Origin of the sequence: Streptomyces sp. enrichment culture (assembly GCF_964273145.1) — a bacterium.
Lineage (GTDB): Bacteria > Actinomycetota > Actinomycetes > Streptomycetales > Streptomycetaceae > Streptomyces.
Map to the genome: position 1 here is coordinate 4,228,490 of NZ_OZ186873.1, position 14,168 is coordinate 4,242,657.

Sequence of the window (14,168 nt, forward strand, 5' to 3'; positions counted from 1 at the left end):
GGTACCCCGTACGTAACCCGCGTAGATCTACGCTGAGGCGCACGAAACCGCAAGCGGAGGGAGCTCACATGGCTACCGGCAATCCCGAGGGCAAGAAGCGTCCGCCCGAGGAGCGGCGGCTGGGACCGGTCCTTCGCCGGCGCGGCCAGGTCCAGTCCAGCACGACGGACCAGCGCCTGCTGGACGAGCGGGAGCCCACCGACTGGGTGCACACCGACCCCTGGCGGGTGCTGCGCATCCAGTCGGAGTTCGTCGAGGGCTTCGGCACGCTCGCCGAACTCCCACCCGCGATCAGCGTCTTCGGATCCGCCCGGACCCCGGCGGACTCGCCCGAGTACAAGGCGGGCGTCCAGCTGGGGCGCGGCCTGGTGGAGGCCGGTTTCGCGGTGATCACCGGCGGCGGTCCCGGCGCCATGGAGGCGGCCAACCGGGGCGCCTGCGAGGCGGGCGGCACCTCCGTGGGCCTGGGCATCGAGCTGCCCTTCGAACAAGGGCTGAACCAGTACGTCGACATCGGCCTGAACTTCCGTTACTTCTTCGTCCGGAAGATGATGTTCGTCAAGTACGCGCAGGGCTTCGTCGTCCTGCCCGGCGGCCTGGGCACCCTCGACGAGCTCTTCGAGGCCCTCACCCTGGTGCAGACCCACAAGGTGACCCGCTTCCCCATCGTCCTGTTCGGCAGCGCCTACTGGGGCGGCCTCGTCGACTGGCTCCGCGGCACGGTGATCGCCCAGGGCAAGGCCGCCGAGGAGGACCTGCTGCTGTTCCACGTGACGGACGACGTGGACGAGGCGGTGGCGCTGGTGTCGAAGGAGGCGGGCCGCTAGGGGCCGGCAGGAGCCCGGAGGGCCGGGGCGGCACCGGGGGCCCCTGGGCCCTGTCGTCGAACTCCCGTCCGCCCCGTGACGCCATGCGCGCTCCCCCGGAGGGGCACCCCCACTCGCCGCGCCGGGCCCTGACCCGGGTACCTCCAGTACGAGGGAGAGGACCCGGCACGCCGGGAGCACGCGCCTGACGCCACGGGACCGCCCTCCGGGCGATGACGGGAGCTCGACGACAGGACCTAGGCCAGCCCCCGCCGGGCCACCGCCGGGGGACGGTGCCCGGCGATCGACGCCACCATGTCCAGCACCTGCCGGGTCTCCGCCACCTCGTGCACCCGGTAGACCTGCGCGCCGAGCCACGCGGAGACCGCCGTCGTCGCCAGCGTGCCCAGCACCCGCTCCTTCACGGGCTTGTCCAGCGTCTCCCCGACAAAGTCCTTGTTGGACAGCGACACCAGCACCGGCCACCCGGTCTCCACCATCTCCCCGAGCCGCCGCGTCGCCTCCAGGCTGTGCCGCGTGTTCTTGCCGAAGTCGTGCCCGGGGTCGATCAGCACCGACTCCCGGGGCACGCCCAGTCCCACCGCCCGCTCGGCCAGCGACAGGGTCACCCGCAGGATGTCGGCCATGACGTCGTCGTACGTCACCCGGTGCGGCCGGGTCCGCGGCTGCGCGCCGCCCGCGTGGGTGCACACCAGTCCCACCCGGTGGCGCGCGGCGACCTCCGCGAGCTTGGGGTCGACACCGCCCCACGCGTCGTTCAGCAGGTCCGCGCCCGCCTCGCACACGGCCTCGCCGACCTCGTGGCGCCAGGTGTCCACGCTGATCACGACGTCGGGGAAGCGCCGCCGCACCTCCGCGACGAACCCGACCGTGCGCCGCGCCTCCTCCTCGGCCGTGACCTCCTCGCCGGGACCGGCCTTCACCCCGCCGATGTCGATGATCGCGGCGCCCTCGGCCACCGCCTGCTCCACGCGAGCGAGCGCCGGCTCGTCGCGGAAGGTGGCGCCCTGGTCGTAGAAGGAGTCCGGGGTCCGGTTCACGATCGCCATGATCACCGGCTCGTGCGGCTCGAATTCCCGCCTGCCCAGCCTGAGCATCCCCTGTGACCCCTCCTCGTACGTGCCGGTACCCCGCCGGGTACGCCCCCGGTGTCCTCCGGGGCCCTGCCGGGTCCCTCCCGGTCTTCGGCCGCCTGCGACCCTAGCGGTCGGCGCCGCATGGCACGATCGGACCCTGACACATTCGACTCCGGCGCGCGGCTTCGGCACCGTCGGCCGGGCCGGAGTCGACTCGACACTTCCTCGCCGGCGCCGTGCGCGCCGGCACCGAGCGTGGGGGCCTCAAGCGATGGTTATGTTCCTGTTCCTGGTCGTCGCCCTCGCCGTCGTGGTCGCCGCGGTGACACTCGCCGTGGTGGGCGGCGGGGGGAGCGGCCCGCTGCCCGAGGCGGTGCCCGACCGGCTCCGGGACCTCCTGCCCCCCGACCGCCCGGTCGGCCGCGCGGACGTGGAGCACCTCCGCTTCCCCCTCGCCGTGCGCGGCTACCGCATGGCCGACGTCGACGACGCCCTGGGCCGCCTCGGTGCCGAGCTCGCCGAACGCGACGCCCGGATCGCCGGCCTGGAGGCAACCCTGGCGGGCGCCCGCGCCGCCGCGCCCGCCTTCGGAGAGGAGCCCGCACCCGCCCGCGCGGGGGAGGCCGAGCGCGCCCCTGCGGAGAGGGCGGGGCGCGAGGACGGCGAGAAGGAGGGCGGGGAGTGAGCCCCGGCGGAGCCGTCGCGGGCCCGGACGGCGTGCCGCGCTGCCCCTGGGCGCTGTCCGCGGCCGACTACGTGACGTACCACGACGAGGAGTGGGGCCGCCCGGTCCACGGCGACGACGCGCTGTTCGAACGCCTCAGCCTGGAGGCGTTCCAGTCCGGCCTGTCCTGGATCACCGTCCTGCGCCGCCGCCCCGGCTTCCGCGCCGCCTTCGCCGGCTTCCGGATCGGCGAGGTGGCCGCCTTCACGGACGCCGACCGCGAGCGCCTGCTCGCCGACACCGGCATCATCCGCAACCGCGCCAAGATCGACGCGACGCTCGCCAACGCGCGCGTGCTCGCCGGGTGGGCGCCCGGCGAGCTGGACGAACTGATCTGGTCCCACGCACCCGACCCGGCCGGACGCCCCCTACCGAAGACCCTCGCGGACGTTCCGGCCCTCACCCCGGAGTCGGCCGCGCTGTCCAAGGCGCTGAAGAAGCGGGGGCTGCGCTTCGTGGGACCGACGACGGCGTACGCGCTGATGCAGGCGTGCGGGCTGGTCGACGACCACCTGGCGGACTGCGCCGCGCGCCGCCGCTGAGCCGGCCCGCCGCGGGTCAGCGCCCGAGATACCTCGGCTTCTCCTTGCCCACGAACGCCCGCACCGCGATCGCGTGGTCCTCGGAGGCCCCGGCGCGCGTCTGGAGCTCGTCCTCCTTCTCCAGCGTCTCCTCCAGGGAGTGCGTCAGCCCGAACGCCATGGACTCCTTGAGCGCCGCGTACGCCACCGTGGGCCCCGCGGCCAGCGCCCGCGCCACCTGCTCGGCCTCGGCACGCAGCTCGGCGGCCGGGACGACCCGGTTGGCGATGCCCAGCTCGTACGCCTCCCGGGCGGGGATGCTGCGCGGGAAGAGCAGCAGGTCGGCGGCGCGGCCGGGGCCGACCACGCGCGGCAGCGTCCAGGAGACGCCGGAGTCGGCGGTGAGCGCGACGCCCGCGAAGGAGGTGTTGAACGCCGCCGTGTCCGCGACGACGCGGTAGTCGGCGGCGAGCGCGAAACCGAAGCCCGCCCCGGCCGCCACGCCGTTCACGGCGGCGACCACCGGCTTGGGCGCCCCGGCCAGCGCCCGCACGATCGGGTTGTAGTGCTCCCGCACCGTGCTCATCGTCCCCCCGGAGCCCGCCTCCCGGTCGGCACCGAGCAGCCCGATGTGCTCCTTGAGGTCCTGCCCGACGCAGAACGCCCTGTCCCCGGCGGCGGTCAGCAGCACCGCCCGCACGGCGCCGTCCGCCGCCGCGGACCGCACCGCGTCCCTGAGGGCGACCTTGGTGGCGGTGTCCAGCGCGTTCATCGCCTCCGGGCGGTTCAGCGTGATCGTCGCGAGCCCGTCGCTCACCTCGTAGAGCACGGTGTCGGCCATGGCGTATCCCCTCCGTGTCGCGGCTGCGGGCGTACCGCTCGGTACGTCCGGTGTCTGCAGCACAGCATGACGGAGATCATCGACAGTGGACCGCGGAGAGGATGTGACCTGCGTCAAAGAGGTCCGGTCCGGAACCATTCGGCGGATGTGGGCGCGGGTGCGCAGTATCGCAGCAGCATCGCCGAATTGAGTGGTTTTGCTCGCGCGCGTTGTCCAAGCGATGCCGACTGATGTTGGTCATGGGGTCCTGCGATGCGGGATAATGGTGTGGAAGCAATGTGTTCGATGCCGGTGTCGCGTGTCCCTTGCCGGACCGCGCGTGCCCTTCTGGGGCCGTCGGCTGTGACGTGAGCTGGTATCAGGAAGGGGAACGAGCATGGCGGCCATGAAGCCGCGGACGGGCGACGGCCCGCTCGAGGTGACCAAGGAGGGGCGGGGCATCGTCATGCGCGTTCCGCTCGAAGGCGGCGGTCGGCTCGTCGTCGAGCTGACCCCTGACGAGGCCGACGCGCTCGGCGACGCCCTCAAGAAGGTCGTCGGCTGACGCGCAAGCGTCCATACCCGTTCAGTCGCCCCGGTACCGCGTGCGGTACCGGGGCGACTGTGCTCCCGGGTTCCCGCGTCTCCGCCTTCCCGCCCTTCCCGGCTTCCCGGGTTTCCGCGTCCCGGCAGGCCGCTACCGCTTCACCGCGCACAGCAGGCCGTCGCCCACCGGCAGCAGCGACGGCACCAGCTCCTGGCTCTCCCGCACCGTCCGCAGCAGTTCCCGCAGCCGCAGCACCTCCGTGGGCTGCGGGCCCGAGTCCACCGTCCGCCCGTTCGCGAAGGCGCCCTCGAAGACGACGAGCCCGCCCGGGCGCAGCAGACGCAACGATTCGGCGAAGTAGTCCGGATACTCCAGACGGTCGCCGTCGCAGAAGACCAGGTCGTAGCCGGCGTCCGCGAGGCGCGGCAGGACGTCCAGCGCCCGGCCGGGGATGAAGCGGGCCCGGTTGCTGGCGAAGCCCGCGGCGCGGAAGGCCTGGCGGGCGAACTGCTGGTGCTCCGGCTCCGTGTCGACCGTGGTGAGGACCCCGTCCGGCCGCATGCCGTGCAGCAGATGGATCCCGGACACGCCGCAGCCGGTCCCGATCTCCGCGACCGCCTTGGCGTCCACGGTGGCGGCCAGCAACCGCAGTGCCGCACCCGTGCCGGGCGACACCGAGCGCAGTCCCGCCTCCTGGGCCCGGTCGCGGGCCCAGAGCAGCGCGTCGCCCTCGGCGACATAGGCGTCGGCGAACGCCCAGCTCGTCTGCCGGTTGCCGGTAATGACCCTCTCCCGTCCCCTGATTGCCTCGGCGTGACTGTATCCGTTGGCGTCGGGAACCCGCAGATGGGACCGGTCGTTCGAAGGGGAGGAAGACGAAGGAGCCGAAAGGTCCGAGAGGGCCGAGAGGCCGCGAGGACACAGGGACGGCCGGGCTGCGTCGGGAGGCGGCGAATGGGCGGACACCCCGGGAGCGCGCCGGCGAGGCCGCACGAGCCGGACCGGCCCAGATCAAATTCTCGTAAAACCGCTTATCCGGAGCTAACGGGCGAGGTGGCTATGGTAGGGGCTCCACTGGACACCACCAGAGCCGACAGGGGAGGTGCGGCCGCGCCTGTGGATCGGGAAGGAGTGCTGCGGCGCCTTCTCAGGTCGGCGGGCGGGCCGAAATCCGTGAACGACACCGCTGCTGACCCCAGCCACGCCGCCGTCCGGCCCGGTGCCGGCCGCGCCCAGACCGCGACCTTCTCCACCGACGCGGACGGGCCGGCGTGGACTCCGCCCACCTGGGAGGAGATCGTCAGTACGCACAGCGGCCGGGTCTACCGGCTCGCCTACCGCCTCACCGGCAACCAGCACGACGCCGAGGACCTCACCCAGGAGGTCTTCGTCCGCGTCTTCCGCTCGCTGTCGACCTACACGCCGGGCACCTTCGAGGGCTGGCTGCACCGCATCACCACCAACCTCTTCCTGGACATGGTCCGCCGCAAGCAGCGCATCCGCTTCGACGCGCTCGGGGAGGACGCGGCCGAGCGGCTGCCCAGCAAGGAGCCCACGCCGCAGCAGGCGTTCAACGACGCGCACTTCGACGCGGACGTCCAGCAGGCCCTCGACACCCTCGCCCCCGAGTTCCGCGCCGCGGTCGTCCTGTGCGACATCGAGGGACTGTCGTACGAGGAGATCGCCGCGACGCTCGGCGTCAAGCTGGGCACGGTCCGCTCCCGGATCCACCGCGGCCGCTCCCAGCTGCGCAAGGCCCTCGCGCACCGGTCCCCGCAGGCGCGTGCCGAACGCCGCACCTTCGTGCCCCGCGTTCCCGCACTGGGAGGAGGGGGCGCGAGCGCGTGAGCGGATCACGACCCACCTCCGAGGGACACCTCGCGGAGCAGCATCTGGGGGACCGACTCGCCGCCCTGGTGGACGGCGAGCTCGGTCATGACGCGCGTGAGCGCGTGCTGGCACACGTGGCCACCTGCCCGAAGTGCAAGGCGGAGGTCGACGCGCAGCGCCGGCTCAAGAGCGTCTTCGCGCAGGCAGCGCCACCACCGCCGTCCGAGAGCCTCCTGGCCCGCCTCCAGGGCCTGCCGGGGGCGAGCGGCGCCCACGACGGCGGCTCGCCGCTGGGCGGAGGCGGACGTTCCGGGCCCTTGGGGCCGTCCGGACGGCCCGGCGGCGCCGGGGTCTTCGGCGAGAAGCGCGGCGAGCGTTTCGAGTTCGGTCGCGCGCCCTCCCGGTCGCACCCCTCCGCCCTGCCGGTCTCCTCGCCGAGCCGGGGCTTCGCCGTCCACGGCGTCGGCCGGCACGAGAGCGACCGGTCCGCCTCGCGCGGTCTGCGGTTCGCGTTCGTCGCGGCCGGGGCCGTGTCACTGGCCGCGATCGCGTTGGGCGGCGTCACCGCCGGCTCCCCGGACACCACCTCGGAGGCGCGCCGCGGCTCCGGGTCCGGCAGCAACGTCACTCCGGCCCGCACCCAGGGCGCGACCGCCCTCCCCGAATCCCAGCGCCGCCGCTCGGCCGGCCCGCTGCTGGGGCAGGCGCAGGGCCAGCGGTTGCTCGGCGACATCCCGGCGGCCCCGGCCACGGTGTCCGCGCCGCTCCTGCCGGGACCGCCCGTCATCGAAACCGGCCGGAAGCAGGAGGGGAGCGCGCGGGCGCCGGCCGCCTCTCCGCCACCCGGTGACGCCCTGCTGTCCCCGCTGATACGTCCGCTCGAAGCCGCCCCGCCGCTCGTCCTGGCCTCCTGGCCCGTGGTCCCGCAGGTCACCGTTCCCGGCCTGTTCGCCGCCCCCGGCCCCGCCCCGGCCGGAGAGGCGCCCTCCGCCTCCGCCCGGCCGGCCCCCTGACCGGGATCTACGCGCGCAGGCGCGGACCTGGTTGAATCCGGTGTGGCGCCCCGGAGGCGAACCACGCCTGCGGGCCGAGGAGCTGCGGACACCGCCGACGAGCCGTGCCGCGGCCGGTTGTGGGGAGAGCATGAACGAGGGGAAGCCGACGAAGGCGAACTGGTGGAGCCGGCCTCGTCCGCAGGTCCCCGCCGGACCGGACGGGACTTCGGGCGGATCCGGGACCGACGGCGACTACGAGCTGGAGCGGCCCGCGTCGGAAGCGGGACTCCGCCCGGCGGCCGACGGGGAAGGCGACGCCGGGACATCCGGGTCCGGTGCCGGGACCTCCCGGTCCGGTACCGGTACGGACCGCTCCGGCGCCGGTCACCCGACCGAGGCCGAGGCCGCCCACGCCGCCGAGCGGCCCCCGCACGACCCGGAGCAGCACCGCACCCCGCCCTACGGCCAACCGGGCCCCTGGGCCCCCGCGCCGCCCGTCCGGCACCCCGCGGCGCCCCCCGCGCAGGGCACCCCCCTGCTCCCGCCGTACCCGCCGCCGCCCCCGGCCACCGTCGCCGCGCCCGGACCGGGCGCGGCGACGGGCCCCGCGGGGGCCCCGGCACACGGTGCGACGGTGCCTTCGCCGGATCCGGCACAGCCCGCCGCACCGGCCGCCGCGGCGGCGCCCGGCCCCGCCACCCCTCCGCAGGTCCCCCCGTCGGCCGCCTTCCCGCAGCCCGCCGCCCCTCCGTCCGCCGCCGTACCCGACCCCTGGCAGCGCTACGACCCCTGGGCCGCGGCCGCCGTGTCCGCGCCGCTCCAGCAGACCGGGGCCGCCGTTCCCGGCCGCGGGCAGCGGCGCCGGCGGGCGCGGACCGCGCTCGTCGGCGGGGCCGTGCTGCTCGCCGCCGTCTCCGGGATCACCGGCGGTGTCGTAGGGGTTCAGCTGGAGCGGAACGGCGGCGTGGGCGCGGTGGAGCTCCCGCAGGCGGGGAAGGAACCGGCCGGGCGGGACCCGGACAGCGTGGCCGGGATCGCCGCCCGGGCCCTGCCCAGCGTCGTGACGCTCCACGTGAGCGGGGCCGGGGAGCAGGGCACCGGCACCGGCTTCGTCCTCGACGGCCGCGGCCACATCCTCACCAACGACCACGTCGTCGAGCCCGCCGGGGACGGCGGCGGGATCTCCGTCACGTTCCACAGCGGCGCCACCGCCGAGGCCGAGGTCGTCGGCCGGGACAGCGGGTACGACCTCGCCGTCGTCAAGGTGAAGGGCGTGCGCGGCCTCACCCCCCTGCCCCTCGGCAACTCCGACAACGTGCGGGTGGGCGACCCCGTCGTCGCCATCGGCTCCCCCTTCGACCTGGAAGGCACGGTCACCTCCGGCATCATCAGCGCCAAGGAGCGGCCCATCACGGCCGGCGGCGAGGGGGGCGACGGAGACGACGTGTCGTACGTCGACGCCCTGCAGACCGACGCGCCCATCAACCCCGGCAACTCCGGCGGCCCGCTGCTGGACTCCCGGGGCCGTGTCGTCGGCATCAACTCCGCCATCCGCTCCGCCGACGGCGGCACCGGCCCGGACGGCGGCCGGGCCGGCTCCATAGGGCTCGGCTTCGCCATCCCCGTCAACCAGGGCCGCCGGGTCGCCGAGGAGCTGATCAACAACGGCCGGGCGACCCACCCGGTGATCGGCGTCACGCTCGACATGAGCTACCCGGGCGACGGCGCCCGGGTCGGTGCCGAGGGCAGCGACGGCGGCCCCCCGGTCACCGCGGGCGGCCCCGGCGCCAAGGCCGGGATCAAACCGGGCGACGTCATCACCGCGGTCGACGGACAGCGCGTCCACTCCGGCGAGGAACTCATCGTCAAGACCCGCGCCCACCGCCCCGGCGACCGCCTGGAGCTGACCCTGGAGCGCGGCGGCGAGGAGCGGAAGGTGTCGCTGGTGCTCGGTTCCTCCACCGGTGACTGAGAGGCGAACAATCCGCAAAGCGAGCACTGACACACACCCGGAGGTCACAGGACGGTACCGGTCGGGCGGGATCGGCGGGTACCGTGGACCCGGCCCGGACCACGGAGGATCCGCGCACCGCCGCACAGATCAGGCACCGCCGCACAGACCAGCCCGAGGGCCGAGGACTCAGGACATCGCAAGGAGCTTCAGGTGTTCAACGACATAGGGATGCTCGAGCTGGTGACGCTCGTCGTCCTCGCCGTGCTCGTCTTCGGCCCGGACAAGCTCCCCAAGGTCATCCAGGACGTGATGCGCACGCTCCGGAAGATCCGCGAGTTCTCGGAGAGCGCCAAGCAGGACATCCGGCAGGAGCTCGGACCCGAGTTCAAGGACTTCGAGTTCGAGGACCTCAACCCCAAGACGTTCCTCCGCAAGCAGCTGGACAACGACGACCTGGGACTGAAGGAGATCCGCAGCAGCTTCGACCTGAAGAAGGAGATGGCCGAGGTCACGGACGCGGTCCACGGCCGTGACGCCGAGGCCTCCCCGGGCTCCGCCGGCGCCTCCGGCGGCCGGATCGACATGACCAAGAAGTCCGGAGCCGCCGCCCTCGACGAGCGCCCGCCCTTCGACGCGGACGCCACCTGAGCGCAGCCGCCCGGCGCCCTTCCCGGCCTCCGGTGCCGGGCGCGCCCCGGCCCGCGGCCCCGGCACCGCCGTACGGCCGGAGCAGCTCCCCGCCGCGCGCGTCGCCCCCTGTGCTCCATTCCGGTCGCGCGCGGCTCGAACACGGCGCCCGGGCGACCCTTGTGCCGGGCGTTTCCCTGCCGCTTCCGGCGGTGTGGTTATGCTGCCGAATTGTTGTGCGGGCCGTGTGTGAACCAACAGCGTCGCCCGATGGGGGGCGGGCCGTTCCGGCCCGACGAGAGCAAGGAGGCGTCCGGGAACATGGAGACGACGAGTCGGGCGGTCGCGCAGACGCCGGGCGAGGAGGGCGCGCAACAGGCCCCCTCCGCCCGGGGTACGGTCGACGGCTACCTGCGGGCGCCCTTCCCGTGGTACGGCCTCGACGAGGCCTTCACCGGGCCGCGCTGGCTGGTGCAGGTCGGCACGGCGGCCGACGGGACCGTGGAGCACGGTTCGGTCGGACACGGCGACGAGCCGTCGGTGCGCAACGAGTACGTGCCCGGCGGTGACAAGGACGCCAGGGGGAAGTTCGCGGTCGTCGTCACCGTCGCCGCCAACCCCGTGCGGCGCAGCGCGGACGGCACCGGCCTGCTGGAGGCCACGTCGGTGTCCTCGGCGGCCTGGCTGGCCGGTGTGGGGCTGCTGTCGTTCACCTGGCCCGGCCAGATGGACCACTCCCTGCGCGACGACTGGCTGGAGCAGCAGACGGAGACCGCCTGGACGCTCGCCGACGACCTCGACGGCCCGGACTGGTCGACGCTGTCCCTCCCCGTGGACGGCGAACCCACGACCTTCCACCACCGGGAGTCCGAGCTCGGCTGGGTGCTCGCCGGGTCCACGCGGCAGGGCGTCCACCTGGGGGCGTACGGCAGGGGCATGAGCCCCTACGGGCTGGGCTTCGCCGTGATCGAGGACATCACGGCCTACGCGCGGCAGGAGTGAGGAAGGGGGCGCCGTCCGGTCGGACGGCGCCCCCGGCACCGGACCCGCGGAGTCCGCGGAACCGGCGGAGTCCGCGGGACTAGAACTTGTTGCGCGGCGTGATCCCCAGCGACAGGCCCGCCAGCCCCCGCTGCCGCCCGCCGAGCTTGCCCGCGATGGTGCGCAGCGCCGCGCCCGCGGGGGACTCCGGGTCGGACAGGACGACCGGCCTGCCCTCGTCGCCGCCCTCGCGCAGCCGGACGTCGATCGGGATGGAGCCGAGCACCGGCACGTTCGTCCCGGTCGTGCGGGTCAGGCCGTCGGCGACCAGCCGGCCGCCGCCGGTGCCGAAGACGTCGACCATCTCGCCGCAGTGCGGGCAGGGCAGGCCGGACATGTTCTCGACCACGCCGACGATCTTCTGGTGGGTCTGGACGGCGATGGAGCCGGCCCGCTCGGCGACCTCGGCCGCCGCCTGCTGGGGCGTCGTGACCACCAGGATCTCGGCGTTCGGGACCAGCTGGGCGACCGAGATCGCGATGTCGCCCGTGCCGGGGGGCAGGTCCAGCAGCAGCACGTCCAGATCGCCCCAGTACACGTCGGCCAGGAACTGCTGGAGCGCGCGGTGCAGCATCGGGCCGCGCCAGACGACCGGCGCGTTGCCCGGGGTGAACATGCCGATGGAGATGACCTTCACGCCGTTCGCGGACGGCGGCATGATCATGTTCTCGACCTGGGTGGGACGCCCGTCGGCGCCCAGCATGCGCGGCACGGAGTGGCCGTAGATGTCGGCGTCCACGACACCGACCTTCAGACCGTCGGCCGCCATGGCCGCGGCCAGGTTCACCGTCACCGAGGACTTGCCGACGCCGCCCTTGCCGGAGGCGACCGCGTACACGCGCGTGAGGCTGCCCGGCTTGGCGAAGGGGACCTCGCGCTCGGTCTGGCCGCCGCGCAGGGCCGTCGCGAGCTCCTTGCGCTGCTCGTCGCTCATGACGTCGAGCGTGACGTCGACGCGTGCGACGCCCTCCACCCGCGAGACCGCCTCCGTCACGCGCTGCGTGATGGTGTCCCGCATGGGGCAGCCGGAGACCGTCAGGTACACGGTGACCGCGACCGCCCCGTCCGCGCCGATCTCCACCGACTTGACCATCCCGAGTTCCGTGATGGGCCGGTTGATCTCGGGGTCGTTCACCGTCGCCAGTGCCTCGCGCACCGCGTCTTCCGTAGCCATAGCAATGATGGTACGGCGCCGCCCGTACCCCCCGGAAAGCCCTGTCAGCGGTCGTGTACGTCACCCCCGTCCGGCCGCTCCGGCGGGAATACGCCCGCCTTGGCGTGGTGGCCGTTGCGCCGCTCCTCCAGTTCCTTGACCACGTCCTGGAGTTCGGAGCGGATCCAGTCCCGGGTGGCGACCTCGCCGAGGCCGACGCGCAGGGCGGCGATCTCGCGGGTCAGGTACTCGGTGTCCGCGATCGACCGTTCGTTCTGCTTGCGGTCCTGCTCCAGGTTGACCCGGTCCCGGTCGTCCTGCCGGTTCTGCGCCAGCAGGATCAGCGGGGCGGCGTAGGAGGCCTGCAGGGACAGCGCCAGCGTCAGGAAGATGAACGGGTACTCGTCGAACCGCAGGCTCGCGGGGGCGCTGACGTTCCAGACCACCCACACGATGATCACGACGGTCATCCAGACGAGGAACCGCCCGGTGCCGATGAAGCGCGCGATCCGCTCCGACAGCCGCCCGAAGGCGTCCGGGTCCCACTCGGGCAGCACCCGGCGCCGCGGCGGGCGCGGCTGGTCCAGACGGGGGCCCCGGGGCCGGCCGGTGGCCGTCGCCCCCGCCACCGCGCGCTCCCGGGGCGTCTCCCGCTCAGGCACCATCGGCACCCGCCCCCTCCTCCAGGTGGTACTCGGTCTCCCGCCAGTCCTCGGGCAGCAGGTGGTCCAGGACGTCGTCCACGGTGACCACCCCCAGCAGCGACCCGGTCTCGTCGACGACGGGCGCCGCCACCATGTCGTACGTGGCGAAGAACCCGGCGACCACCGGCAGTGCCGCTTCCGGCTCCAGCGGCTGGAGGTCGTCGTCGATGATCGAGCCGACCAGCGTGTACGGCGGGTCGCGCAGCAGGCGCTGGAAGTGGACGGTGCCCAGGTACTTGCCGGTGGGCGTCTCGTCGGGCGGGCGGCAGACGTAGACCTGGGCGGCGAGGGCGGGGGACAGGTCGGGGTTGCGGACGCGGGCGAGGGCGTCGGCGACGGTGGCGTCCGGACGCAGCACGACGGGCTCGGTGGTCATCAGACCGCCCGCGGTGTGCTCCTCGTAGGCCATCAGGCGCCGCATGTCGGCCGCGTCGGAGGGCTGCATCAGGCTCAGCAGCCGCTCCTTGTCCTCCTCCGGCAGCTCGCCGAGCAGGTCGGCCGCGTCGTCGGGGTCCATCGCCTCCAGGACGTCCGCGGCGCGCTCCTCCGCCAGCTTGCCGAGGATCTCGATCTGGTCGTCCTCCGGCAGCTCCTCCAGCACGTCGGCCAGGCGCTCGTCGTCGAGGGCGGCGGCGACCTCGGCGCGGCGCTTGGCGGACAGGTGGTGCAGGACGTTGGCGAGGTCGGCGGGGCGCAGCTGCTCGAAGGTGGCGAGCAGGTTCTCGGCGCCCTGCCCGTGCTCCTCCAGCGAGAAGCCGGTGACGTCGGACCACTCGACGGTCAGGGTCTCGCCCTTGGCCCGCCGGAAGGCGCCCCCCTTCCTGCCCTTGCGCACGAACACCCGGTCGATCTCCCAGTCCCGGCGGGGCAGCTGCTGCACCGACAGGTCCAGGACGGTGACCTCCTCGCCGGTCCCGGTGAGCGTGACCCGCCGGTCGAGCAGCTCGCCGAAGACGAGCCGCTCGGTGGGCCGCTGCTCGAACCGCCGCACGTTGAGCACGCCGGTGGTGAGCACCTGGCCGGAGTGGATGCCGGTGACGCGGGTCATGGGCAGGAAGATGCGGCGGCGCGTGGCCAGTTCCACGACCAGGCCCAGCAGCCGCGGGGGCTTGCGGCCGACGCGGAGCATGACGACCAGATCGCGCACGCGCCCCACCTGGTCGCCGTTCGGGTCGAAGACGGCGACACCGGCGAGGTGCGAGACGAAGATCCGGGAGGCGCCCGCTGCCATGGCCGCGGCTCCTTTTCGTATCCGTACGGGTTGGTTCGTCGAAGGGTGTCGGTGAGTGCGTTCCTTATCCGGATTGCCCGCTCGGGTGGGCTTAAGGCTAGCCCGTACCGATCGGCTC

General features: G+C 73.9%; 15 protein-coding genes. 9 read left to right on the plus strand and 6 right to left on the minus strand.

The annotated features are described in order from the left end of the window. The first annotated feature begins 68 nt into the window (after positions 1–68). Entirely contained in the window at positions 69–827 is a 759-nt protein-coding gene (locus ACSU6Z_RS19230) for a TIGR00730 family Rossman fold protein (RefSeq protein WP_437047268.1), read from the plus strand. A 236-nt stretch (positions 828–1,063) separates the two neighbouring features. Here the strand turns inward: ACSU6Z_RS19230 and folP are convergent, their stop codons facing one another. After that, a complete protein-coding gene (gene folP / locus ACSU6Z_RS19235) occupies positions 1,064–1,924 on the minus strand; it encodes a dihydropteroate synthase (RefSeq protein WP_437047269.1) in 861 nt (286 codons plus the stop codon). A gap of 250 nt (positions 1,925–2,174) precedes the next feature. Here folP and ACSU6Z_RS19240 point away from each other — a divergent pair, with 250 nt between their 5' ends. Together ACSU6Z_RS19240 and ACSU6Z_RS19245 are read left to right on the plus strand one after the other, a co-directional pair. Then, positions 2,175–2,588, plus strand: a complete 414-nt coding sequence (locus ACSU6Z_RS19240) for a DivIVA domain-containing protein (protein ID WP_437047271.1) — start codon at positions 2,175–2,177, stop codon at positions 2,586–2,588. Continuing rightward, positions 2,585–3,169: a DNA-3-methyladenine glycosylase I gene (locus tag ACSU6Z_RS19245; RefSeq protein ID WP_437047272.1), complete on the plus strand. Its 585-nt coding sequence runs from the start codon at positions 2,585–2,587 to the stop codon at positions 3,167–3,169. Before ACSU6Z_RS19240 ends, ACSU6Z_RS19245 begins: the two co-directional genes overlap by 4 nt. 16 nt (positions 3,170–3,185) lie before the next feature. On the opposite strand, the gene ACSU6Z_RS19250 is transcribed toward ACSU6Z_RS19245, so the two are convergent. After that, complete coding sequence (locus ACSU6Z_RS19250; protein WP_437047273.1) at positions 3,186–3,989, minus strand: enoyl-CoA hydratase/isomerase family protein; 804 nt, start codon at positions 3,987–3,989, stop codon at positions 3,186–3,188. A gap of 376 nt (positions 3,990–4,365) precedes the next feature. Between ACSU6Z_RS19250 and ACSU6Z_RS19255 the strand changes: the two genes are divergently transcribed. Then, complete coding sequence (locus tag ACSU6Z_RS19255) at positions 4,366–4,533, plus strand: DUF3117 domain-containing protein (RefSeq protein ID WP_003966491.1); 168 nt, start codon at positions 4,366–4,368, stop codon at positions 4,531–4,533. Between the two features lie 132 nt (positions 4,534–4,665). Here ACSU6Z_RS19255 and ACSU6Z_RS19260 read toward each other — a convergent pair whose 3' ends face one another. Then, on the minus strand, positions 4,666–5,319 hold the full coding sequence (locus tag ACSU6Z_RS19260) for an O-methyltransferase (protein ID WP_437050389.1): 654 nt from the start codon (positions 5,317–5,319) through the stop codon (positions 4,666–4,668). A 255-nt stretch (positions 5,320–5,574) separates the two neighbouring features. Between ACSU6Z_RS19260 and sigE the strand changes: the two genes are divergently transcribed. The 5 genes from sigE to ACSU6Z_RS19285 all read left to right on the plus strand — a co-directional run bounded on the left by sigE (position 5,575) and on the right by ACSU6Z_RS19285 (position 10,923). Further along, on the plus strand, positions 5,575–6,363 hold the full coding sequence (gene sigE, locus ACSU6Z_RS19265) for an RNA polymerase sigma factor SigE (protein WP_437047274.1): 789 nt from the start codon (positions 5,575–5,577) through the stop codon (positions 6,361–6,363). Next, on the plus strand, positions 6,360–7,358 hold the full coding sequence (locus tag ACSU6Z_RS19270; RefSeq protein ID WP_437047275.1) for an anti-sigma factor family protein: 999 nt from the start codon (positions 6,360–6,362) through the stop codon (positions 7,356–7,358). Before sigE ends, ACSU6Z_RS19270 begins: the two co-directional genes overlap by 4 nt. 130 nt (positions 7,359–7,488) lie before the next feature. Beyond that, positions 7,489–9,312, plus strand: a complete 1,824-nt coding sequence (locus ACSU6Z_RS19275; protein ID WP_437047277.1) for a S1C family serine protease — start codon at positions 7,489–7,491, stop codon at positions 9,310–9,312. A 192-nt stretch (positions 9,313–9,504) separates the two neighbouring features. After that, a complete protein-coding gene (locus ACSU6Z_RS19280; RefSeq protein ID WP_437047278.1) occupies positions 9,505–9,942 on the plus strand; it encodes a sec-independent translocase in 438 nt (145 codons plus the stop codon). 300 nt (positions 9,943–10,242) lie between these two features. Then, the gene (locus tag ACSU6Z_RS19285) at positions 10,243–10,923 is read left to right on the plus strand and encodes a hypothetical protein (protein WP_437047280.1); all 681 of its coding nucleotides are present in this window, start codon (positions 10,243–10,245) and stop codon (positions 10,921–10,923) included. Positions 10,924–11,002: 79 nt separating this feature from the next. Here the strand turns inward: ACSU6Z_RS19285 and ACSU6Z_RS19290 are convergent, their stop codons facing one another. Genes ACSU6Z_RS19290 through ACSU6Z_RS19300 form a run of 3 tightly spaced genes read right to left on the minus strand, consistent with a single transcriptional unit; the run spans position 11,003 to position 14,050 of the window. Continuing rightward, on the minus strand, positions 11,003–12,136 hold the full coding sequence (locus ACSU6Z_RS19290; RefSeq protein ID WP_437047281.1) for an Mrp/NBP35 family ATP-binding protein: 1,134 nt from the start codon (positions 12,134–12,136) through the stop codon (positions 11,003–11,005). A 44-nt stretch (positions 12,137–12,180) separates the two neighbouring features. After that, positions 12,181–12,780: a DUF1003 domain-containing protein gene (locus ACSU6Z_RS19295; RefSeq protein ID WP_437050391.1), complete on the minus strand. Its 600-nt coding sequence runs from the start codon at positions 12,778–12,780 to the stop codon at positions 12,181–12,183. After that, positions 12,770–14,050 carry a magnesium transporter MgtE N-terminal domain-containing protein gene (locus ACSU6Z_RS19300; protein WP_437047283.1) on the minus strand — a complete coding sequence of 427 codons (1,281 nt, stop codon included), beginning with the start codon at positions 14,048–14,050 and terminating at the stop codon, positions 12,770–12,772. Before ACSU6Z_RS19300 ends, ACSU6Z_RS19295 begins: the two co-directional genes overlap by 11 nt. Positions 14,051–14,168: the final 118 nt, after the last annotated feature.

Bases quoted from the DNA above. Each gene is read 5' to 3' on its own strand.
- ACSU6Z_RS19230 (WP_437047268.1), top strand. From the start codon at position 69: ATGGCTACCGGCAATCCCGAGGGCAAGAAGCGTCCGCCCGAGGAGCGG.
- folP (WP_437047269.1), bottom strand. From the start codon at position 1,924: ATGCTCAGGCTGGGCAGGCGGGAATTCGAGCCGCACGAGCCGGTGATC.
- ACSU6Z_RS19240 (WP_437047271.1), top strand. From the start codon at position 2,175: ATGGTTATGTTCCTGTTCCTGGTCGTCGCCCTCGCCGTCGTGGTCGCC.
- ACSU6Z_RS19250 (WP_437047273.1), bottom strand. From the start codon at position 3,989: ATGGCCGACACCGTGCTCTACGAGGTGAGCGACGGGCTCGCGACGATC.
- ACSU6Z_RS19255 (WP_003966491.1), top strand. From the start codon at position 4,366: ATGGCGGCCATGAAGCCGCGGACGGGCGACGGCCCGCTCGAGGTGACC.
- sigE (WP_437047274.1), top strand. From the start codon at position 5,575: ATGGTAGGGGCTCCACTGGACACCACCAGAGCCGACAGGGGAGGTGCG.
- ACSU6Z_RS19275 (WP_437047277.1), top strand. From the start codon at position 7,489: ATGAACGAGGGGAAGCCGACGAAGGCGAACTGGTGGAGCCGGCCTCGT.
- ACSU6Z_RS19285 (WP_437047280.1), top strand. From the start codon at position 10,243: ATGGAGACGACGAGTCGGGCGGTCGCGCAGACGCCGGGCGAGGAGGGC.
- ACSU6Z_RS19290 (WP_437047281.1), bottom strand. From the start codon at position 12,136: ATGGCTACGGAAGACGCGGTGCGCGAGGCACTGGCGACGGTGAACGAC.
- ACSU6Z_RS19295 (WP_437050391.1), bottom strand. From the start codon at position 12,780: ATGGTGCCTGAGCGGGAGACGCCCCGGGAGCGCGCGGTGGCGGGGGCG.
- ACSU6Z_RS19300 (WP_437047283.1), bottom strand. From the start codon at position 14,050: ATGGCAGCGGGCGCCTCCCGGATCTTCGTCTCGCACCTCGCCGGTGTC.